The following is a 20,095-nucleotide window of genomic DNA, read 5'->3' as shown; positions in this document are numbered from 1 at the left end:
TGGCACGGGCGAAGAGGTTTCCTCTCCGCCCGTGCACGCATGTTAAGGGGCTGAAAAACACCAATGGCAAAGCAAGATTATTACGAGATTTTAGGCGTTTCCAAAACAGCGGAAGAGCGTGAAATCAAAAAGGCGTATAAGCGCCTGGCCATGAAGTATCACCCGGACCGTAACCAGGGTGACAAAGAGGCCGAAGCCAAATTTAAAGAAATCAAAGAAGCGTATGAAGTCCTGACTGATGCCCAGAAGCGTGCAGCCTACGATCAGTACGGCCACGCCGCGTTTGAACAAGGCGGCATGGGCGGCGGCGGTTTCGGCGGCGGCTTCGGCGGCGGCGCGGATTTCAGCGATATCTTTGGCGACGTGTTCGGCGATATCTTCGGCGGCGGTCGTGGTCGTCAACGCGCGGCGCGCGGCGCAGATCTACGTTACAACATGGAATTGACGCTGGAAGAAGCGGTCCGCGGCGTTACCAAAGAAATCCGCATTCCAACGTTGGAAGAGTGCGATGTCTGCCACGGCAGCGGCGCCAAATCCGGCACTCAGCCGCAGACCTGTCCAACCTGTCACGGTTCCGGTCAGGTCCAGATGCGTCAGGGCTTTTTTGCCGTTCAGCAAACCTGTCCGCACTGTCAGGGACGCGGTACGCTGATTAAAGATCCGTGCAATAAATGCCACGGTCACGGTCGCGTTGAAAAAACCAAAACCTTGTCGGTGAAAATCCCGGCTGGCGTCGACACCGGCGATCGCATTCGTCTGGCTGGCGAAGGCGAAGCCGGCGAGCATGGCGCTCCGTCGGGCGATCTGTACGTTCAGGTTCAGGTTAAACAGCACGCGATCTTCGAGCGTGAGGGGAATAACCTGTACTGCGAAGTACCGATCAACTTCACCATGGCTGCGCTTGGCGGCGAGATTGAAGTACCGACGCTGGATGGCCGCGTTAACCTGAAAGTGCCTGGCGAAACGCAAACCGGCAAACTGTTCCGCATGCGCGGCAAGGGCGTTAAATCCGTTCGCGGCGGTGCTCAGGGCGATCTGCTGTGTCGCGTGGTGGTAGAAACGCCAGTGGGCCTCAATGACAAGCAGAAGCAATTGCTTAAAGAGCTGCAGGAAACTTTTGGCGGTCCGACGGGTGAGAAAAACAGCCCGCGTTCCAAAAGCTTCTTCGATGGCGTGAAAAAATTCTTTGATGATTTAACGCGTTAATTGCGTTTAATCACCTTATTAGCACAAGCCTGAATATCCCTGTTCAGGCTTTTTTCTGTCCCAACCTCAGCCTTGAATAGAAACGCTATACTTTGTTTAGCATGTCCGGATTTGATTTATTTTGAGTATTATCTATATTGCTTTTTTCGATAAAAGAGGCTGACAGTGGATGGGATCGAAAGGTGCCAATAAGGGCTTTGATTATAATTTAATCAAGGTTCTTGACGCTGTCATTTCGGCAGGAAATGCCGCGAAGGCGGCGAAAAAATTGGCCATCACTCCCGCCGCGGTCTCTTTGGCATTAAGACGTCTGCAAAACTTCTATCAGCAGGAGCTGTTTGTCAGAAGCAAAGATGGTTTACTGCCAACGGCGAAAGCACTCGAAATACACCAAAGTTTCCGTCAGGCCATGTCGCTTGTCGACAATACTTTTCTGCCGGAAAACAAGGATGATGACACCCGGATTACGATCCTTGGAAGCGATTTCATCGAAAGTTATTACCTTTCCCAACTGTACGGTAGCGCGCTTTTCGAGCAGGGCGTTATCAACCATTTTTCATCCCGCAACATTAGCTGCGATAAAGCTAAAGAGCTTTTATTGACCGCTCAATGTGATTTATCGATCGGTTCTGAACCGCTGGTTGAGCCCGGACTCGATAATCAAATTATTGATAGCTTCAGAAACTTTGTCTGTATTTGTGCCAAAGGTCATTTATTCAGCGAGCTGTCGCAGCTTTCTTTGCATCAATTCTACTCTTCCCGCCATGCCATGTATCAACCGGGGATTACTTCACTCACCATCATCACTGATAACGGATTATTTAAAGATGATGTTTATTATAACGGTTCACGTACTATGGGCTATTGTAGCGATTCTATCACCGGGCTGGTTAGCATGGTAGAAAGAACCGCATTGATTGCACTGTTACCTTTGAAACTGGCGTTGTTTTATAAAAATCAGCGTAAATATGATATAAATTTTATCCAACCGCCCCCTGAGTTGATGTTTAAATCCGTGCAGGTTTATGCTTCATGGAACAAAAGCAGTAGAAATATATCAGCGATAAATGAAACGGTTTCCATGTTACATACGCTGTCCTCATTCAGACGGTAAGTTTCCTCATCTTACCGTCATTAATATGATGTGGTTAGTCATGATGTTCTTTGATTACCTTTCCACTATTCCGCCGCTTACACTCCTGATGAATCTTTTTTAAACTTTAGTTATTCAGGAGCGATTATGTCTATTCCTAATCATTTAGAGACAACGGAAGTTGTACTACTGGAAGTAGAAATACTTCTGACCATTATTTCTATCGGCGCCTGGGGCGGGTTTGTTAGTTTCCTGCTTCGCAGGAATAAAGAAGAGGCTGGCGAAGCCCATCAGGGAATTATGACCTGCCTGACGCAGGTAGTCATATCTTGTTTTACCAGTTTTCTCCTTAGCGCTATTGCTATCGAAAAAGGGTTTAGCTTTAATATGGTGCTGTTAGCCGCTGGTTTAGGCGGTGTATTTGCCGGCCCGATTTTAAAAATCCTCGGAGAAAAAGTTAAAAGTGCTGTTGGCGGTTCGAAACTCAAATAGCATTATCAGGTAATAAAAGGCTCATCCTTGAGTCTTTTATTACGGATTTGTTTGTCTCAACTATGTCACTCGGTTTTTAATCCAGCCGTAAATGAACTCTTCATTTTGTCGGCGATTTTCGCAGATATCCAGATAATAAGCGCCCTGGCTACAGTTGAGCGCTTTCACTAACACCGCTTCTCCTTCTTTACCTCGTTGCGATAAATAGGAATTTAGCGCATGTAGGGTTTGCGGGCCGATACTGCCATCTGCTTTTATATCCGGATAATACTGCTGCTCTCGGTTCATCACGTTAAGCCAGCGCTGTAGCCACGTGCAAGGGTGATGGGGACCAATATTCACGGCGGCATCGCAGAGTTCAAATGCTACCGCCCAGGAAAGTTGCGATACTTGTTCAAAGCCGGGTTTGATCCAGTAATCCGTTTCCAGGATTGCATAGGCTTCATTGTGAGAAAGTTCACTCATTTTCCCCTGGTAACCATGCGCTCGCGCCGTTGCTTCTGTGATACCCCAGTTAGTCTCTCCGCCTTTATCCTTCGGGTTGGTGCTGTAACCGCCTTCCAGCCCCAGAATTCCATCAATAATTGGATTCATTTTTTTCTCCCTGAATTAATGAATATGCATGCACATCATTGTACCTAGCGTGACTGAAAAGACGGTGGTCAGGGCTGCCAGCGTTTTACGGAAAAACTGCTTCCTGGCTCTTGGTTTTTTTGGCTCGACTTTCTCAATGGCGATATCCTTATTGACCTGTAATCCCTGGCGCGGGATGGTAATGAAGAGATCGTTTATGCCCAACGCCTTGAGGTCTCGTCTGATTAAATACAGTATCTGCGTTAGATTGGCATCATTCACAAAATGACTTCTGCTACCCCATAGCTCATTAGTGATTTTCTGGCGTTCGATAATCTCCAGATGAGCGTTTTCAATAATGAAGCTAAGACATTTAGAACGCATTGCTGTCATTCTAATAACTTGCGAGTTTGAGCTCGTTCTTAGTTCATATTTCTGTTCATTGTAGATGCAGTTGTTATTGATGAGATAAGTTTTCATAACGTCTTCCTTTAGATTTGCACATCCTGATTGTCGTTGGTGAATATATTGCACAAGAAATGGCTCAATCCATTTTTTGTCATCGATTTTATTGTATTGCCATTTGTTGGGGAGACCTTCGTCACATAATCTCATGTAAATTAAATGACGGTTAATTACTACCTAAATTATATTTAATATGCTGTCTGTTTTTTATCTTTCCTGCTGGAAGGCGGGCCTCATTTGCCCAATGATTCCACGTTGATGTTTCCTGAGTAGACATCATTAAAATAATTTTTTAGTGCTGATGAATTGCTGAGGTTTTGTGATTAGCTAATTTGGGGTGAGTAATGGATTATTGGTCTCGCAGAACGAACTGCGATAAATTTTAAACTTAAAAGGAAATTTAAAATGGCTACCAGCAAACTGATTAAAGGCGATACTCTTACCGAAACCAGCAACGCCGCTGATGGTTTTAACCCAGCAACTGAAGTTAGCAACTATAGCTATACATCAGCTCGTGTCGCAAAGCCGGTCTATAACAAATATAAAGCAGCAACCACTAAGCCGAAGGTATTTGGCTATTATACCGACTGGTCTCAGTATGATGGTCGCCTGCAAGGGGACGATTCTAAAGATAACCGCGGTCGCGGCTACGACCTGACCAATATATCCCCGACGGCTTACGATAAAATTATTTTCGGCTTCGTTGGCGTGACCGGTTTCCATAAAAATGATGGCCAATATCGTGACGTCGTGGCTGAAGGCGCGGAACAGTGCGGTAAAGTTAAGTACGAACCGACTTTCCTTGATCCATGGGGTGATTTCCAGTCTTACGTCAACGTTGGACATAGCGTTAGCGGCTGGGATGTTGATCCGAAGACCGTGACTCAAGAAAATTGTAAAGGTCTGCTTGGCGGTCTGCGCGATCTGCAGGCGAAAGCGAAACAGCAGGGCCATAACCTGGTGCTGTCCATGAGCATCGGCGGCTGGACCATGAGTAACGGCTTCCATGAAACCGCAGCGTCTGATTCCGCACGTAAAACCTTCGCCAAAGGCGTGGTGAAACTGTTCAAACAGTTCCCGATGTTCAGCGAAGTGGATATCGATTGGGAATACCCGAACGCCGAAGGCGCTGGCAACCCATTCGGCCCGGAAGATGGTGAAAACTATGCGTTGCTTATTGGCGAACTGCGTAAGCAACTGGATTCCGCCAGCCTGAGCAATGTGAAAATCTCCATCGCCAGCTCCGCGGTCGTGAAGACCTTTGATTACTCCAACGTGAAAGCGCTGATTAAAGCAGGTCTGTATGGCATCAACCTGATGACCTATGACTTCTTCGGTACCCCGTGGGCGGAAAGCGTTGCCCATCACACCAACCTGAATGCGCTGGAAGAGGGCGGTTGGGGTGTCAACACTATCGTGGAGCATCTGCTGTCTGAAGGTTTCCCTGCTGAAAATATCAACATTGGTTATGCCGGCTATACCCGTAATGGCCGTAACGTTGAGCTGGAGTCGCTGTCTCCGCTGAAAGGCACCTATAACCCAGGTAACGGCGATACCACCGGTACTTTCGAATCCGGCACTAATGAATGGTATGACGTGATCTACAACTACCTGGATCTGGAAAACCAGAAAGGCCGTAACGGTTTCAACGTCTACACCGACCAGGTCGCTGATGCTGATTACCTGTATAACCCGGAATCCAAGCTGTTCATGTCTCTGGATACTCCACGTTCAGTAAAAGCGAAGGGCGAATATGCAGCAAGCCTGGGTCTGGGTGGTATGTTTACCTGGACTATCGATCAGGACAATGGCGTGTTGCTGAACGCGGCTCGTGAAGGTCTGGGTTATGAAATTGAATCTGAAGTCATCGATATGGAACCGTTCTACTTCGAAGGCATCAACGTAGAAAAAGATGAATCTGAAGAAGACGATAAGGCAACTGATGTCAATCATGCGCCAAAAGCCGCTATCGAGCTGCTGGTTGTCGGCGGTTCTACCGTCCAGCTGTCAGGCGCGAATTCTTCTGATGAAGATGATGATGAACTGAGCTACAGCTGGGGCGTACCGTCTGAAATTACCGTCGCGGATAAAACTGCGGAAGTGATTGAGTTTGTGGTGCCTGAAGTGAGCGCGAAAACGGCCTTCCAGTTCACTCTGTTTGTGCGTGACTGCTACAACGAACCTTCCACTCAGCAACGTTTTGTGCTGACGGCGGTGCCAGCATTAGCATCTCAGGGCGAACCTGAACCGGCTGATGAAGAAGAAGATGAAACCGACATTATTCCGGTTCCAGACGAAGATACTACACCGGCTGAAGATGACGCCTCTACCGATGATGCGGCAGACCAGGATGCGCCACACGCGCTGTGGGATGCTAACACCGTATACGGCGCAAGCTGGGGTACCTTCGAAACCGTGAGCTGGAAAGGTCACAACTACCAGGTGAAATGGTGGTCCCAGGGCGACCAGCCTGACCTGAACTGCGGTCAGAGCGGCGCATGGACTGACTTAGGCGCTTACTAATACTTCTGCGCTTAACGAGGTATGGGCTCCATGACAAAGCCCCGGTTTTCCGGGGCTTTTTTCCACCAGGGAATGAGGAATCGCGTTGATGACCATTGCAATTAAAAATAGCCAGATTGATGTGAATAGCTGGTACCAGAAAGTCACTTTAACCTTCACAAACGAAAGTAACCGCCCGCTAGATCTGAATCTGGCGACAATTAGCTTTACCGCCTCCGGGCATCCGGATCCGTGGGGCAATACGGGAGGCACGCTAAAAGGAGATCGTTCGTTAACTTTGCGTGACACCGCCCAGGGAACCCTGGAATTCAATGAAATCATCATTAACAACAGTAGTGAACTGCTGCTGCAGGCAGGGGAAAGCGGTACCCTGTTTTTTAGCCTGGCTGCCACCCAGGTACCGGTAAAAATGTCCACCTTTACGTTAACTCTGGCTGACGATACCGCTGATGAAGTTGAGCCAGAACCTGAAGTACCAGCGGATGACACCGCTGATGAGGTTGAACCAGAACCTGAAGTACCGGCGGATGACACCGCTGATGAGGTTGAACCAGAACCTGAAGTACCGGCGGATGATACCGCTGATGAAGTTGAACCTGAAGCGCCCGCCGATGAGGCGATTACCGGCGCAGGACTGACCCTGGTTTCCGGGGAGGTGAAAGCCGCCAGCTGGTATCAACGCATAGCCCTGACGCTGACGAATCAGTATTCGCAGTCCGTCGATATTAATCAGTTGAAATTAGGCTTCACGGCGACAGCGCATCCCGATCCGTACAGCCCATTTAGCGGCACCATGCTGGGGAATCAGGCGGTAACGCTGGCCAGCGATGGCGGTTGGCCGATTGAAAAAAATACCATCACAATCAATAACGACGGCGAGTATCTGTTGGCTTCCGGTAAATCGGCGGTGCTGGAGTTTTATCTTTCGGCCACGCAAACGCCCGTCGCGCTTAGCGATCTGACGGCGACGCTGGCCCATGATCCTGGACGCCAGGGGCAAATCATTGTGCAATTCCCGACGCAGGCGCAGAGCACCTCGCTGAAGCCGGAGATTGAGCTGCAGTATCCGGATGGCCGCCAGCAGCGCTTTGCCGGCGAATGGGGCGCTTCGCTAACCATCGGCGATCTGAGCGCTGGTCGTTATGGTATGACGGTACTGGAGTTGTGTAACGATGAAATGAGGATTTCACCTGTTACTGAAAACTATGCGTTGACACTCTCGTCCGGTAACGCCGTTGAACGGTGCCCGATTGCTTATCAGCCAGCGGTGCTCTTTGCCGCGATCGAGCTGCTGCTTGCGGATGATGAACTGGAAGGCGCGGAAGTCGTCGTTGAGCTGTGGTCGGAAGCAGGTGTACGCGAACGTACCCTGACGCTGATGGCGAACCAACCGCAGCGCGTCACTCGGCTATTAGCAAATCATCAATATGCTATTTGCCTGCAGCCGACGACGATGAACAACCAGTTGCTGACAACGTCTGCGCAGCCTGCGACCTTCGTGCCGAAGGTAGGCACGACGGCTCAGGCAGACGTTGCGCTACAAAAAACGCCCGTTGCGAGCGACAACTTTGTTGAAGTCGCGGTGACGGTATTAGGCTTACCGCAGGGCGCAGCTGCTCAACGCTATCGTTTCTGCTGCGGCAGCTACCAGTACAGTTTCGTGCTGGCAAGCGATACTCGTCAGCAGAAATTACCGCTGCGTTTATCTGCCGGGGAATATAGCGTGCAGGTCGCGGATGTGTATATCGCCGGTACGCCGTGGCGCTGTGATGTCAGCGCGCCATTGCGTTTGCTGCAAAGCGTTAATAATGCCGCGCTTGAGTTTATCCAGGGCGTTCCGCTGCAGGTAAAAGGATGGCCGAATTATCTGGCGCACGGCGGCGTGACGGTGAATGCAGCGGAGACTGTCGATCTTTATCGTGGCGTGCCGTTCAGCGCGCTGTTTAAATATGATGGTTTTGATGGCGGCGGCGATCCGATTCCGGCGGCGGAAGTGGACACTAACGGCGATGGCTTCCTTGATTATGCCTCACTACCGATCCATAAAACCGTGCCTTTGGTTCGCGAGATCGAGGCCGACGCCGGCCGTGCGGTGATGCCGGTGATGGTGGTCTATACCGCCAATGCCAGCGGCGGCAGCGCGGTATCGGACCTGCAGGACGAACAGCGTCTACGCAATCACTTTGGTAGCTTCATTACCCAGTGTCTGGCGGCGCAATCCTGGAAAGATGACCAGCATCCGGTTCCGGCAACCTTTGTCCTGAATCCAGACTTCCTTGGCGCCATGCAGCAGGAGCCTTATGGCTATACCGCGCTGCGTAAGGCCAATAACGTACAGGTCAATGTCCAACTGGCGGCGGCGATTAATGCGCTTCCTTCGATGCCAGGGTTCAGCGCGCCGACGCTGCCGACTTTCAGCAACGATTTGTACGGCTACGTACAGGCGATTAACTATATCGTTCGCCAGTTCGCGCCGGACATCGCTTTCGGCTGGCAGACCAACGTCTGGGCGACGGGCACGGCAGATTGGCTGCTGCGCGCCAATGCCGCGCCGCGGGAACAAGGGGCGGCGATCGCTGACTTCATTAATGAACTGGGCGTGTACGGCGGCGACTATGCGCCAGACTTTATCGCATTTGATAAATTTGAACGCGACTGCTTCAGCCCGGATGCCTTAGCCCACTACGGCTGGAACGCTACCTGCTGGATGAACTATCTGGGCATGGTGAAGGAGACCGCCAGAGCATTGCAGAAACCGGCGATGTTGTGGCAGATCCCCGGCGGCCATATGCCGACGGTTGCGGAAGGGACCAGTAAAATCGCTGCGGCGCATTTTGCGTCAGGCGGTACTTTCTTCATGGGGGATTCGCGGATTGGCAGCGATATCGACACCATTACCCCGGCGCTGTTAAATACCGAGGTGAACAGCACGACCTATGGCGTCGCGACGGTGGGTGATTTTCTGCGCCGCGATGGCGGATACGATTGGAGCCAGATGCAGGCGTTAAATCTGCCGGACTATAACGTTTTTGCCGTGCTGTGGGGCGGCGGTTCGACCGTCAGTATCACCACTATTCATTCCAACGGTGAAGATGGCGGTTGGTTGGCGGAGAAAATAGTGGAGTACTACGCGGCGCCCCGCTACTTTAGTTAATTCCCTGTATTTCATGTAGCGTTAAGGCGGTGATTCAGAAGAGGTACTATTCTGGATCGCCGCCTTTTCACTTTCTTGTTATATCATAAAAAATAATTTCATTTGTAATAGTGTGCGATGTTAAAAATAGTTATTGATATTTTGAGATCTTTGTTGGTTATTTGTTTGAGAATTACCTTATTCAATAAATGATTGATTATTTGTGCTTTCATCATACATTTATTCTATATTTAGTATTTATTTATTATTAATTGAAGGCTAACTAATGTGCGTATATCTTTATTTCTCATATGATTATGGATATTTAATGAAGATATAATGAAATTAACTAGTTTCGAAAATGATAATGAGAATGTCTTGCACTCATATATTTTCTCTCAGCAGGCTAAACCGCATGCAGCGATTGACGCCTTATTTTCAGCGCTCTTGCCCTTTGGTAAATCTTTCGTCGTGCAGTCGGGTGAAGAATTTTCACTATACACAGAGCAGAGCAGCCGCATTGTGTTGCTGGAGTCCGGTATCTTCTCAATTTGCCGCAGTGATCGAGGCTTGAACGTGCTATCGGTTTTCGCCCCGTCAATTGCTGGACTGATAGATAGCTACGGTGTGACATACGATGTTCCCACCCGCCCGGAGCATTTTTTGATTGCTGAAACAGAATGCCGTGGTCGTGCCGTCTCGTTAGCGGATTTTATTAAGGTGACGGATGAGTGCAATCTTTGGCACGACGTAGCTCGTTTTCTCGCTTATCGTCTGATGGTGATGAACGTTCGCGACCGGGAGCTGGTTGGCGTTGATTCTTATCTTAAGGTTCGTGCGTTATTAATCGAAATTGCCGCCTACAACGACGAATATCGCCAGAGCATTAATGTTCTGAACTTTATTCAACGTCGTACCGGAATATCGCGGAGTCGTACCATGAAGCTTCTTTCTGAATTGCGAAAGGGCGGATATATCAATATTGATGGTGGACGTCTGTTAGGGATTAAAAAACTGCCACTGGCTTACTAGTTGCTGTATCTAAATAACAGCTATAACGATTTATTTACTGTAAAAACAGTCAGTTAATGGTGGTCCTATAAAAACAGTTTTTGTCGATTGCAACTCTCTGGCCAATTTATAATAATTAAATAACGGCAGAAATTAATTATCTATCGGCGCTTATAAATAAGCGCTGGTTTGCTATTCATTGAATATAGTATTTCTGTACGCTACAAACTTTAACGTTTTTGCGCCCGGTACCAGCAAGAGATCTCTGTGAAGAGAGCTCGGTACTAAAATTCGTTATTAATTCTATTTTCGACTTGTGTATTTAAAAGGTTATTTATGAAAAAACATCTTTTAGTGATGGCCATGACTGCCATGACGGCGGGCGGTATGAGCTGCGCGGCGAATGCGGATACCGCGACGGTCTCCGGTGGTACGGTGAATTTTACGGGACAGGTTGTGAATGCCGCATGCTCCGTTTCTGCTGACTCTATCGATCAAACCGTTACCCTGAGCCAGGTTCGCACCAGCAAACTGACTGCAGCCGGAATGGTAGCTAATCAGAAAGAAGATTTCTCAATCAAACTGGAAGATTGCGATACCACCGTCAGCCAGAATGCGGCGGTGATTTTTAATGGTCAGCAGGACAGCACGCTCGCGGGTTCGCTGGCGAACACCGCTGGCGCGGGTGCGGCGACTAACGTTGCGCTGCAGTTATACGGACCGGATGGGCAGGTTCTGAATATCGGCGATACCTCCGGCACCATCACCCTGATTGATGGTGAAAACACCGTGCCGCTGAGCGTGGATTATGTCGCTACCGGCGCGGCCACGGCGGGTAACGTCGCAGCGACCGCGACCTTCAGCATGGTCTATTCCTGATTGGTATCCGCATCTCCTCCGTTGTTGTCAGCGGAGGGATGCATTTCATCTTCTCCCTGGTTATCAAATAATGAGTACGCGAATTACCCCGATTTTATTTTCGTTCTTGCTGCTGGCGGCGTTGGGAATGACTCAACTGGCCCATGCGGGTGGCATAGCGCTGGGTTCGACCCGGGTTATTTATCCGCAGGGCGATAAACAGGTTTCTCTGCCGGTGATTAACTCTTCCAGCAATAATGTATTTTTAATCCAGTCGTGGGTGGCGAACGCCGATGGCGGCAGAAGCGCCGATTTTGTCGTTACCCCGCCGCTGTTCGTCATTCAGCCGGGGAAAGAAAATCTGCTGCGTATTATGTACGTTGGCCCCTCCCTGCCGACAGATCGGGAAAGCGTTTTTTATCTCAACAGTAAGGCCATTCCCTCGGTTAATAAAAGTAAACTGGCGGCGAATTCGCTGCAAATCGCCACGCAAAGCGTCATTAAACTGTTTATTCGCCCTAAACACTTGTCTGTTGCCTCGGTAGACGCGCCGGGAATGTTACGCTGTCAGCGTGCCGGTGACCGCCTCAGTATCGCCAATCCTTCCCCGTATTATGTCTCGCTGGTTGATATTCATGTGGGCGGGCAGAAATTAGCCAATGCGATGGTGCCGCCGAAAAGCGAGATAAACTTGCACGGCGGAACAGGGCAGGTGACTTTCCAGTCGATTAACGATTTCGGCGCCACCACGCCGCAGCAAACCTGTCTGAGCCAGTAAGATTGTGTTGAAACTCGATGTCGCCGCTCGCCAGTTGACGGTGGGTAGACTACCTGCGCTTATCAGCCTGGCTCTAATCTCGGCAAGCGTATGTACGCTGCCGCGCGGCTGGGCGGAAAACTATTTTAACCCTGCCTTTTTATCTGACGACCCGTCGAAAATCGCTGACCTGTCGCATTTTGAGGGTAACGGTCAGGCGCCGGGAGTTTATCGGGTCGATGTCTACCTTAATGGCGCATTGCTGACGACGCGCGATATCGCTTTTCGCGCGAACCCGCAAGCTACCGATGGCTCAGGTCTACGCGCCTGCCTGACGCCCGAAATGCTCAACGGCATGAACGTGAATATCAGCGCGTTTCCACCGTTGGCGAAGGCAAGCGTGGGGGACTGCGTCGATCTCGCGGCGGCGATCCCTGCCGCCTCCAGCGCTTTTGACTTTAATCAGCAGCGGCTGAATATCAGCATTCCGCAGGCGGCGCTGAACACCCGGGCGCGGGGCTATATTCCGCCGCAAAACTGGGATGAAGGTATCAATGCATTGCTGCTCAACTATACGTTTACCGGCGCGAATAGCCGGGACCGTAGCGCTGGCGGCACCAATAGCGACAGCTACTTCCTGGGGCTTAACAGCGGCTTAAATCTTGGCGCCTGGCGTTTACGTGATTACTCGACATGGAACTACAACAGCGGTAATCAGCAGAATAAAAGCGACTTGCAGCACATCAGCACCTACGTTGAACGTGATGTAGCGAAGTTAAAAGGCGAACTGACGGCAGGCGACAGCTATACCCCTGCAGGCGTTTTCGATAGCCTGCCGTTTCGCGGGCTACAGCTGGCGTCTGATGACAATATGCTGCCGGACAGCATGAAAGGCTTCGCGCCGACTATCCACGGCATCGCGAAAAGCAATGCCCAGGTGACGATTCGCCAGAATGGCTACACCATCGACCAGCGCTATGTACCGCCTGGCGCCTTCACTATTGACGATCTCTATCCGACCTCCTCCAGCGGCGATCTCAACGTCGAGATCAAGGAGTCCGATGGCAGCATTTCCAGTTATAGCGTCCCTTATGCCGCCGTACCGGTTTTGCAACGCGAGGGGCGGGTGAAATACGCCGCCACCGCGGCGACCTATCGCGGCGATAGCAGCCAGAAGCGGGATGTGAGTTTCGGCCAGGCGACCCTGATGTGGGGGTTGCCCCACGGCTTTACGCTGTACGGCGGAACGCAGTTTGCCTCCGATTACCGCGCGCTGGCGCTGGGTACAGGGGCTAACTTCGGCGACTGGGGAGCGATTTCTGTCGATCTTACCCAGGCTTACAGCACTCTGGCGGATGAGAGCGAACATCAGGGACAATCGCTGCGCTTTTTATATGCCAAATCATTGAACGACCTGGGCACCCATTTTCAACTGTTGGGCTATCGCTACTCGACCTCTGGTTTTTATACGCTCGATGATACTGCGTGGAAGCGAATGTCAGGCTATAACGGCCAGCAGGACGACGACGGCGAGCGCGATGCCGGCGATGAATACAACCTCTATTACACCAAACGCGGCAAGGTACAGGTCAATATCTCTCAGCAGTTCGGGCATTTTGGCTCGCTGTACATCACCGGCAGTCAACAGAGCTATTGGCACACCGATGAAAGCAATAAATTACTGCAAATTGGCTACAGCGACACGCTGGCCGGGGTCTCGTGGAGCCTGTCATATAGCAGCAGCCGCGCGCCCGGCGAGGAGGAACGCGACCAGGCTCTGGCGCTTAATATCTCGCTACCGCTCAGCCAGTGGCTTACCCACGGCGACGATATCACCCAGCGTCGTCATAACGTTTATGCGACGTTTTCCACCAGTAGCGATGGACACGGCGGCGTAACGCAAAATAGCGGTATCAGCGGCACGTTGTTGGATCAAAACAATCTGAGCTACAGCGTGCAGCAGGGCTACCAGAATCAGGGCGTTGGCGAGAGCGGTTCCGCCAGCCTGGAATACGATGGCGCGAAGGGTAACCTGAATGTCGGCTACAACAACAGCAATCATGGCGATTATCGACAACTGAACTATGGCCTCAGCGGCGGCATGGTCGCGCATGCTCATGGTCTTACCCTCAGCCAGCCGTTGGGCGATACCAATGTTCTTATCGCCGTGCCGGGGGCTGGCAACGTTAATATCGAAGATCAGCCGGGGATCCACACCGATGGTCGCGGCTATGCGGTGGTGCCGTATGCCACGACCTATCGCCAGAACCGCATGGCGCTGGACGTTAATTCGCTAAAAGACGATGTCGATATTGATGATGCGGTGATCAATGTCGTTCCCACCCAAGGGGCGCTGGTGCTGGCGAACTTTACCGCTCGAATCGGCGAGCGCGCGCTGTTGACGCTAAACCATGAAGGAAAACCGCTACCGTTCGGCGCCACGGTCACTATTGCTGGCGCGCCTGAAGAAGGCATCGTTGGCGACGACGGTGAAGTGTATCTTTCCGGCCTTAGCCCGCAGGGCACGCTGAAAGCGCAGTGGGGGCCGCAGCCTGACCAACAATGCCTCACTCATTATCATCTCCCCGACGTGAGCCAACCGCTGGCGCGTCAGCATCTGGAATGTCGCTAAATGAAGCCTGTCTCTTTTCTTGTTCTGTTCATGGGGTTGCTGCTGGCCCGCGGTAGTCTGGCAGCCATTTGCCAGAATACCAATGGCTCGCCTGCGACGGTCGATTATGACCTGACGACGACGCTGACGGCAGCGCAAAATCAGGCCGGTTCGACCACTCAGCTGAGTAAAAACCAGGATGTAAACGTGCAGGCGATTTGCCCTGCGGGTTCTTCAGATTCCGGGCGGACGTTTCGTTCGTATGTCGCTTCTTCATCGATAGTGGAAACCAACGGCGACTGGAAATATATGCAGCTGGACGGCACCTATCTTGAAGGGGCGATGCGCATCGAAGACTCGGCGGCAGGGGAATTTTATCCGCCGATTGATTATGTCTATATGGGTTATGACGCCAACGTTAACAATGGCTCACCATTCCCGGTACATGATTCAAACCTGGTATTTCAGCTTAAGGTGGTTAAACCATTTATTGGCACGGTAAATATCGAACCGAAGACCATGTTTAACGTTTATGTCACCACCACCGGGGATGATCCGCTGAGTACCGTGGTATACAGCATTGTCTACAGCGGCAGCGTGACCGTGCCGCAAAGCTGCGAGATTAACGCCGGACAAACCATCCTCGTTGATTTTGGCTCGCTGTACAGCGGTGGTTTCAATCGCGTCGGAGAAAAACCAACCGGTGTCCGTAATAAAAGATTCACCGTGCCGGTGAAGTGCAGTGGGGTGGATTCACAGGTTAGCCTGAGTCTGCGGTTGATAGCCACCGCCGATAGCCACTTAAGCCAGGCTATCGCCACCGATAATCCTGATGTTGGCGTGGTGGTCGAAAGCAGCGATGGCACGGTATTAACACCCAATGACGCCAGCAGCGTCGAGCCTTTTACTACCGATGAAAACGGACAGGCGACCCTTTCCCTGCAAGCGTATCCGGTCAGCACCACCGGCCAGACGCCGGCGGAAGGCGCTTTTACCGCGTTGGCTAACTTACGGGTGGATTTCGATTAATGCGCCTGTTTCAGTACTTCATCTTACTTATCCTGCTGTGCGGTAACGGCTGCTACGCCGACGATAGCGGTTACAACCTGGAATTTACCGGCACGATTGTCGCGCAAACCTGCGATGTCGAAATTTCCAGCCTCAGCCAGAGTATCGATTTAGGTCAGTTCTCGGTGGAGGATTTCCCCTCTACCGGTACGACGACGAAGTTCAAGCCGTTCAACATTAATCTAAAAAACTGCTCGCGGGGCATTACCGGCAGCAAAATCTGGTTTACCGGCATTGCCGACAGCGACAACCCGGCGTTACTGGCGCTGAGTGACACCGGGATGGGTAGCGAAAAAATGCTGGCTGGCGGCGTTGGCGTGGAGATCCTTGATGAGGACCAGGATGCCGTCAGCATCAATAACACCAGCTCGGTGGTCTATCCGCTGAAAACGGGCCGCAACACCTTATCGTTTTATATCCGCTACAAATCTACCCGACCAACCGTGACCTCCGGCAATGCGACGGCGGTGATGTATTTCGATCTGCAATATGAATAGGCGCGCGGCAATGATCAAACAACTGTGCTTCTGCTGTGGGCTTCTTCTGGCGGTAAGCGGCGCGCTGGCGCATGACGGGAGGGTTTATGTGACGGGAACGATTACCGACAACACCTGCACGCTGTCGTCGGATTCCGAAAACATTCAGGTCGATATGGGAACCGTCAGCAACCGCCAGTTTTATCAAACCGGGGCCGGCGCGGAATGGCAGCCATTTTCAATCACGCTGCAAAATTGCGGTAGCACCGCCAGCGGCGTAACGCTGAGCTTTAACGGCGTCAGCGATTCGCAAAGCGGCGACCTTTTCGCATTGGATAGTGGAGCGAACGCGGCCTCTGGTATCGGGATTGCGTTATACGACAAGAACAAACAACAGATCGCGCCGGGGGCGCAAAGCGATGTGCAGGCGCTAAGCGCGGGCGCAGCGTCCCAACGTTTACAGTTTTATGCCCGCTATGTGGCTGATGGCGCCCCGGTGGCGCCGGGTGTAGCCGATGCTTCCGCGACTTTTGTGCTGAGTTATGAATAGACGACTTTTCTGCTGGTTTTGGCTCTGGCTGTTGCCCTTTGGAATAAGTCATGCGGGCGTGGTGATTGGCGGCACGCGTTTTATTTATCACGCTGAGCGGACGACGCTGAGCGTTCCGCTACGCAATACCTCTGAGAGCGACTGGCTGGTGGACAGCCACGTGCTGAGCGGTGGACGCTGGCCAGGCGCTGATAATTTGTCACCCCGTAAACCGCCATTCGTGGTCACGCCGCCGCTCTTCTTATTGCGCGCAGGGCAGGAGAACACGCTGCGTGTCGCGTGGAGCGGCGAGGCGCTGGCGCAGGATCGTGAAACTTTGTTCACCCTGAGTATTGCCGCTATTCCATCGGGAAAAACCGGCGTCAATAGTGTGCAGATGGCCTTTCGCTCGGCGTTAAAGCTGATTTATCGGCCCGTAGGGCTAACCGGCGATCCGCAGCAGGCTTATCGCCAATTAGCCTGGAGCTTAACGGCGGATGGTCTGGCGGTACGCAATGCCGGGCCGTACTACGTCACGCTCTTTTCAACCCGCGTCAACGGTGCGCCTATAGACGCCGCGGGGGTGGTCGCGCCCTTTTCTACCCGCCGCACGTCGTGGTGTCGACAGGCGACACGCTGCGTCGTGCGCTGGCAAAGTCTCAACGATGCCGGAGGAGTAATGCCGCCGGTTACGGTAACGGCGCAACGGTGATGACGATTTTACTCAGCCCCTGTGGGCATCCCCTGAACTTAATAATGAGAACTCAATAATGCGCAAACTTTCCTGTAAATCGGCGGTGTGCATGGCGCTTGGCGGCGTCATCTCTTTTTCCGTACTGGCGGCGAATACCACTCCAGCTGCCAGCGATATTGGACCGGCCGCGGAAGCCTATATCGCCAGCCATCCTGATAAAGTCGGCGAAGCGGTGGCGACGTATCTGGCGGATCATCCGGAATTCCTGATTGCCGCCAGCGAAACGCTACATCAGCGCCAGCAGGTCGCCCAGAAGGAGGCTTATGCGCAGCTGGCGCTGCAGTACCGCTCTGAGCTGCTGAGCGATAGCTCTCCCTCCGTTGGCCCGGCGGATGCCAAAGCAGCGGTGGTGATGTTTTTTGATTACCAGTGTTCCTGGTGCAGCAAGATGTCGCCCGTGGTGGAGGAGCTCGTGAAATCCAATCCTGACACGCGTTTTATCTTTAAAGAGTTCCCGATTTTTTCATCCCGCTGGCCGGTGTCAGGTCTGGCGGCGAGGGTCGGTGAACAAGTGTGGTTGAAGGATGGCGGCACGAAATATTTGGCCTGGCATAATGCGCTGTACGCTACCGGCAAAGTGGAGGGGCAGTTAACCGAGCAGGATGTTTACACGCTGGCGTCGCATTATCTCACCCAGCCGCAAATGACGGCGGTAAAAACCGCCGAGCAGAGCGGGGCGGTGCATGACGCGCTGATGAGCAATCAGGCGCTGGCTCAACATATGAACTTTTCCGGTACTCCGGCTTTTGTGGTCATGCCGCAGGCTGCCGCTCCGGACGCCGGTCGTATCTCGGTAGTGCCGGGCAGTACGTCGCAGGATGCGTTGCAGATGGCGATTCAGAAAGCTAAAGGCTAAGTCTCAGCGACCGGGGCGCGGTTCCCGGTCATCTGCTTCCTCCGACCGAGGATTTCGCGTATGCAATTCAAGAAACGCTGGTTAGGGCTGGCGGCCATTTCACTGTTCACGATCGGCGGCGTGCGGGCGCACACTGTCGGTAATATCCAATTTTTTGGCAACGTAGTTACTGAAAGCTGCTGGAACGAAACGGAAAGTAGCGAGATTTTTTGCCAGCGCGCCGATCGCATCGAACGCCACGTGATTGTGGAAAATATCACGACTTCGCTGGCCTCAGCTTACGCGACGGTGGAAAAAAGCTATCTCGATACCGACAAGCAGCTCACCCTGCTACGGGTGGTCTATGATTAACGAGAGGCGCTTATAGCTCGGAAAAAATGAGTGTAATGGCAACTTAAATCTGATTTTTTCGATGTGTTAGCGGTTGTATCATACTTTTATCGAGTTATTGACCAACAAGGTGAGAGTAAAAGTGAAACATCTGCAACGATTTTTCAGTAGCGATGCTTCCGGGGGCATTATCTTAATCTGCGCCGCTGCGCTGGCGATGATGATGGCCAATAGCGGCGTCACCAGCGGTCTGTATCATGCTTTTTTGGAAACGCCGGTACAGCTGCGCGTCGGTGCGCTGGAAATTAACAAAAACATGCTGTTGTGGATCAACGATGCGCTAATGGCAGTGTTTTTCCTGTTAATTGGTCTGGAGGTTAAACGTGAGATGATCCAGGGGGCGCTTGCCAGCCGCCGCCAGGCGGTGTTCCCGGTGGTTGCCGCGATTGGCGGCATGGTGGTGCCTGCGCTTATCTACTTAGCCTTCAATGCCCAGGATCCCGTTGCGCGGGAAGGGTGGGCGATCCCGGCGGCGACAGATATCGCCTTCGCGCTTGGCGTTTTGGCGCTATTAGGCAACCGTGTACCAACGGCGCTGAAAATTTTCCTGATGGCGCTGGCTATCATCGATGACCTTGGGGCGATCGTTATTATTGCGCTGTTTTATACCAACGATCTATCGGTGCTATCGCTGGCCGTCGCCGCAGGCGCGATTGTGGTGCTGGCGGCGCTTAATCTGAGCGGCGTGCGGCGCACCGGTATCTATATACTGGTAGGCGCGGTGCTGTGGACGGCGGTACTGAAATCCGGCGTACATGCGACCCTGGCGGGGGTTATCGTCGGTTTTATGATTCCGTTGAAGGAGCAGAATGGCAAATCGCCAGCGAAGCAGCTTGAACATGTGCTGCATCCGTGGGTCGCGTTTCTTATCCTGCCGCTGTTTGCTTTTGCCAATGCCGGAGTTTCGCTGCAGGGCGTCACATTCGCGGGGCTGACCTCACTGCTGCCGCTGGGGATTATCGCCGGGCTGTTTGTCGGTAAGCCGCTTGGCATCAGCCTGTTCTGCTGGCTGGCGCTGAAGTTTAAGTGGGCCTCGCTGCCGCCAGGAACCCGCTTCCCGCAGATTATGGCGGTCGGCGTACTGTGCGGAATCGGCTTCACCATGTCGATTTTCATCGCCACGCTCGCTTTTAGCAGCGTGGATCCCGGATTGATCAACTGGGCTAAGCTGGGCATTCTGATAGGGTCTATCCTGTCTGCCGTCATCGGCTACATGATTCTGCGTAAGCGCGAAACGGATCTTACTCACAGCGTGTAACTTCATCGGGAGGGCCTGTGGGCTCTCCCGGACATATCAGGG

General features: G+C 52.1%; 18 protein-coding genes. 16 read left to right on the top strand and 2 right to left on the bottom strand.

From position 1 onward, the window contains the following. The first annotated feature begins 63 nt into the window (after nucleotides 1-63). The 3 genes from dnaJ (at nucleotide 64) to KGA69_RS02605 (ending at nucleotide 2,791) form a co-directional block, all read left to right on the top strand. Nucleotides 64-1,206, top strand: coding sequence for a molecular chaperone DnaJ (dnaJ, locus tag KGA69_RS02615; RefSeq protein WP_045395847.1), 1,143 nt, complete (start codon nucleotides 64-66; stop codon nucleotides 1,204-1,206). A gap of 169 nt (nucleotides 1,207-1,375) precedes the next feature. After that, a complete protein-coding gene (locus KGA69_RS02610; protein WP_015704338.1) occupies nucleotides 1,376-2,320 on the top strand; it encodes a LysR family transcriptional regulator in 945 nt (314 codons plus the stop codon). Between the two features lie 126 nt (nucleotides 2,321-2,446). Next, complete coding sequence (locus tag KGA69_RS02605) at nucleotides 2,447-2,791, top strand: phage holin family protein (RefSeq protein ID WP_015704339.1); 345 nt, start codon at nucleotides 2,447-2,449, stop codon at nucleotides 2,789-2,791. Nucleotides 2,792-2,851: 60 nt separating this feature from the next. On the opposite strand, the gene KGA69_RS02600 is transcribed toward KGA69_RS02605, so the two are convergent. Further along, entirely contained in the window at nucleotides 2,852-3,385 is a 534-nt protein-coding gene (locus tag KGA69_RS02600; protein ID WP_045395844.1) for a glycoside hydrolase family 108 protein, read from the bottom strand. Nucleotides 3,386-3,400: 15 nt separating this feature from the next. Further along, nucleotides 3,401-3,844: a winged helix-turn-helix domain-containing protein gene (locus KGA69_RS02595; protein ID WP_045395843.1), complete on the bottom strand. Its 444-nt coding sequence runs from the start codon at nucleotides 3,842-3,844 to the stop codon at nucleotides 3,401-3,403. 390 nt (nucleotides 3,845-4,234) lie between these two features. Here KGA69_RS02595 and KGA69_RS02590 point away from each other — a divergent pair, with 390 nt between their 5' ends. From KGA69_RS02590 to nhaA, 13 genes are all read left to right on the top strand, one after another. Next, nucleotides 4,235-6,352, top strand: coding sequence for a glycoside hydrolase family 18 protein (locus tag KGA69_RS02590; RefSeq protein WP_045395842.1), 2,118 nt, complete (start codon nucleotides 4,235-4,237; stop codon nucleotides 6,350-6,352). Nucleotides 6,353-6,440: 88 nt separating this feature from the next. Beyond that, entirely contained in the window at nucleotides 6,441-9,506 is a 3,066-nt protein-coding gene (locus KGA69_RS02585) for a procyclic acidic repetitive family protein (protein WP_213292778.1), read from the top strand. Between the two features lie 318 nt (nucleotides 9,507-9,824). Continuing rightward, nucleotides 9,825-10,517 carry a winged helix-turn-helix transcriptional regulator gene (locus tag KGA69_RS02580; protein WP_045395837.1) on the top strand — a complete coding sequence of 231 codons (693 nt, stop codon included), beginning with the start codon at nucleotides 9,825-9,827 and terminating at the stop codon, nucleotides 10,515-10,517. A gap of 315 nt (nucleotides 10,518-10,832) precedes the next feature. Next, the gene (locus KGA69_RS02575) at nucleotides 10,833-11,375 is read left to right on the top strand and encodes a fimbrial protein BcfA (protein WP_045395834.1); all 543 of its coding nucleotides are present in this window, start codon (nucleotides 10,833-10,835) and stop codon (nucleotides 11,373-11,375) included. Nucleotides 11,376-11,445: 70 nt separating this feature from the next. After that, nucleotides 11,446-12,132 (top strand): fimbria/pilus periplasmic chaperone, encoded by a 687-nt coding sequence (locus tag KGA69_RS02570; RefSeq protein WP_045395831.1) that lies wholly within the window; start codon nucleotides 11,446-11,448, stop codon nucleotides 12,130-12,132. Nucleotides 12,133-12,139: 7 nt separating this feature from the next. After that, nucleotides 12,140-14,743 carry a fimbrial biogenesis usher protein gene (locus KGA69_RS02565; RefSeq protein ID WP_161801881.1) on the top strand — a complete coding sequence of 868 codons (2,604 nt, stop codon included), beginning with the start codon at nucleotides 12,140-12,142 and terminating at the stop codon, nucleotides 14,741-14,743. A 30-nt stretch (nucleotides 14,744-14,773) separates the two neighbouring features. Then, entirely contained in the window at nucleotides 14,774-15,751 is a 978-nt protein-coding gene (locus KGA69_RS02560) for a fimbrial protein BcfD (RefSeq protein WP_396280117.1), read from the top strand. Continuing rightward, nucleotides 15,751-16,287: a fimbrial protein BcfE gene (locus tag KGA69_RS02555; RefSeq protein WP_045395822.1), complete on the top strand. Its 537-nt coding sequence runs from the start codon at nucleotides 15,751-15,753 to the stop codon at nucleotides 16,285-16,287. The genes KGA69_RS02560 and KGA69_RS02555 overlap by 1 nt, the downstream gene beginning before the upstream one ends. 10 nt (nucleotides 16,288-16,297) lie before the next feature. Further along, nucleotides 16,298-16,816: a fimbrial protein BcfF gene (locus tag KGA69_RS02550; protein ID WP_045395819.1), complete on the top strand. Its 519-nt coding sequence runs from the start codon at nucleotides 16,298-16,300 to the stop codon at nucleotides 16,814-16,816. Further along, nucleotides 16,809-17,507, top strand: coding sequence for a pili/flagellar-assembly chaperone (locus KGA69_RS02545; RefSeq protein WP_045395816.1), 699 nt, complete (start codon nucleotides 16,809-16,811; stop codon nucleotides 17,505-17,507). Before KGA69_RS02550 ends, KGA69_RS02545 begins: the two co-directional genes overlap by 8 nt. A gap of 58 nt (nucleotides 17,508-17,565) precedes the next feature. Then, complete coding sequence (locus tag KGA69_RS02540) at nucleotides 17,566-18,405, top strand: DsbA family protein (RefSeq protein WP_045395813.1); 840 nt, start codon at nucleotides 17,566-17,568, stop codon at nucleotides 18,403-18,405. 60 nt (nucleotides 18,406-18,465) lie between these two features. Then, nucleotides 18,466-18,756 (top strand): hypothetical protein, encoded by a 291-nt coding sequence (locus KGA69_RS02535; RefSeq protein WP_045395811.1) that lies wholly within the window; start codon nucleotides 18,466-18,468, stop codon nucleotides 18,754-18,756. A 121-nt stretch (nucleotides 18,757-18,877) separates the two neighbouring features. Then, entirely contained in the window at nucleotides 18,878-20,053 is a 1,176-nt protein-coding gene (nhaA, locus tag KGA69_RS02530) for a Na+/H+ antiporter NhaA (RefSeq protein WP_045395807.1), read from the top strand. Nucleotides 20,054-20,095: the final 42 nt, after the last annotated feature.

It is taken from the genome of Klebsiella sp. A52 (assembly GCF_018388785.1).
Lineage (GTDB): Bacteria > Pseudomonadota > Gammaproteobacteria > Enterobacterales > Enterobacteriaceae > Klebsiella > Klebsiella aerogenes.
The sequence above is the reverse complement of the archived record's forward strand: the minus strand, read 5'-3'. Positions and strand labels throughout refer to the sequence as shown.

Coding starts and splice junctions, on each gene's coding strand:
- KGA69_RS02580 (WP_045395837.1), top strand. CDS start 9,825: ATGAAATTAACTAGTTTCGAAAATGATAATGAGAATGTCTTGCACTCA.
- KGA69_RS02555 (WP_045395822.1), top strand. CDS start 15,751: ATGCGCCTGTTTCAGTACTTCATCTTACTTATCCTGCTGTGCGGTAAC.
- dnaJ (WP_045395847.1), top strand. CDS start 64: ATGGCAAAGCAAGATTATTACGAGATTTTAGGCGTTTCCAAAACAGCG.
- KGA69_RS02570 (WP_045395831.1), top strand. CDS start 11,446: ATGAGTACGCGAATTACCCCGATTTTATTTTCGTTCTTGCTGCTGGCG.
- KGA69_RS02590 (WP_045395842.1), top strand. CDS start 4,235: ATGGCTACCAGCAAACTGATTAAAGGCGATACTCTTACCGAAACCAGC.
- KGA69_RS02575 (WP_045395834.1), top strand. CDS start 10,833: ATGAAAAAACATCTTTTAGTGATGGCCATGACTGCCATGACGGCGGGC.
- KGA69_RS02610 (WP_015704338.1), top strand. CDS start 1,376: ATGGGATCGAAAGGTGCCAATAAGGGCTTTGATTATAATTTAATCAAG.
- KGA69_RS02585 (WP_213292778.1), top strand. CDS start 6,441: ATGACCATTGCAATTAAAAATAGCCAGATTGATGTGAATAGCTGGTAC.
- KGA69_RS02600 (WP_045395844.1), bottom strand. CDS start 3,385: ATGAATCCAATTATTGATGGAATTCTGGGGCTGGAAGGCGGTTACAGC.
- KGA69_RS02550 (WP_045395819.1), top strand. CDS start 16,298: ATGATCAAACAACTGTGCTTCTGCTGTGGGCTTCTTCTGGCGGTAAGC.
- KGA69_RS02595 (WP_045395843.1), bottom strand. CDS start 3,844: ATGAAAACTTATCTCATCAATAACAACTGCATCTACAATGAACAGAAA.
- KGA69_RS02560 (WP_396280117.1), top strand. CDS start 14,774: ATGGGGTTGCTGCTGGCCCGCGGTAGTCTGGCAGCCATTTGCCAGAAT.
- KGA69_RS02540 (WP_045395813.1), top strand. CDS start 17,566: ATGCGCAAACTTTCCTGTAAATCGGCGGTGTGCATGGCGCTTGGCGGC.
- KGA69_RS02535 (WP_045395811.1), top strand. CDS start 18,466: ATGCAATTCAAGAAACGCTGGTTAGGGCTGGCGGCCATTTCACTGTTC.
- KGA69_RS02605 (WP_015704339.1), top strand. CDS start 2,447: ATGTCTATTCCTAATCATTTAGAGACAACGGAAGTTGTACTACTGGAA.
- KGA69_RS02545 (WP_045395816.1), top strand. CDS start 16,809: ATGAATAGACGACTTTTCTGCTGGTTTTGGCTCTGGCTGTTGCCCTTT.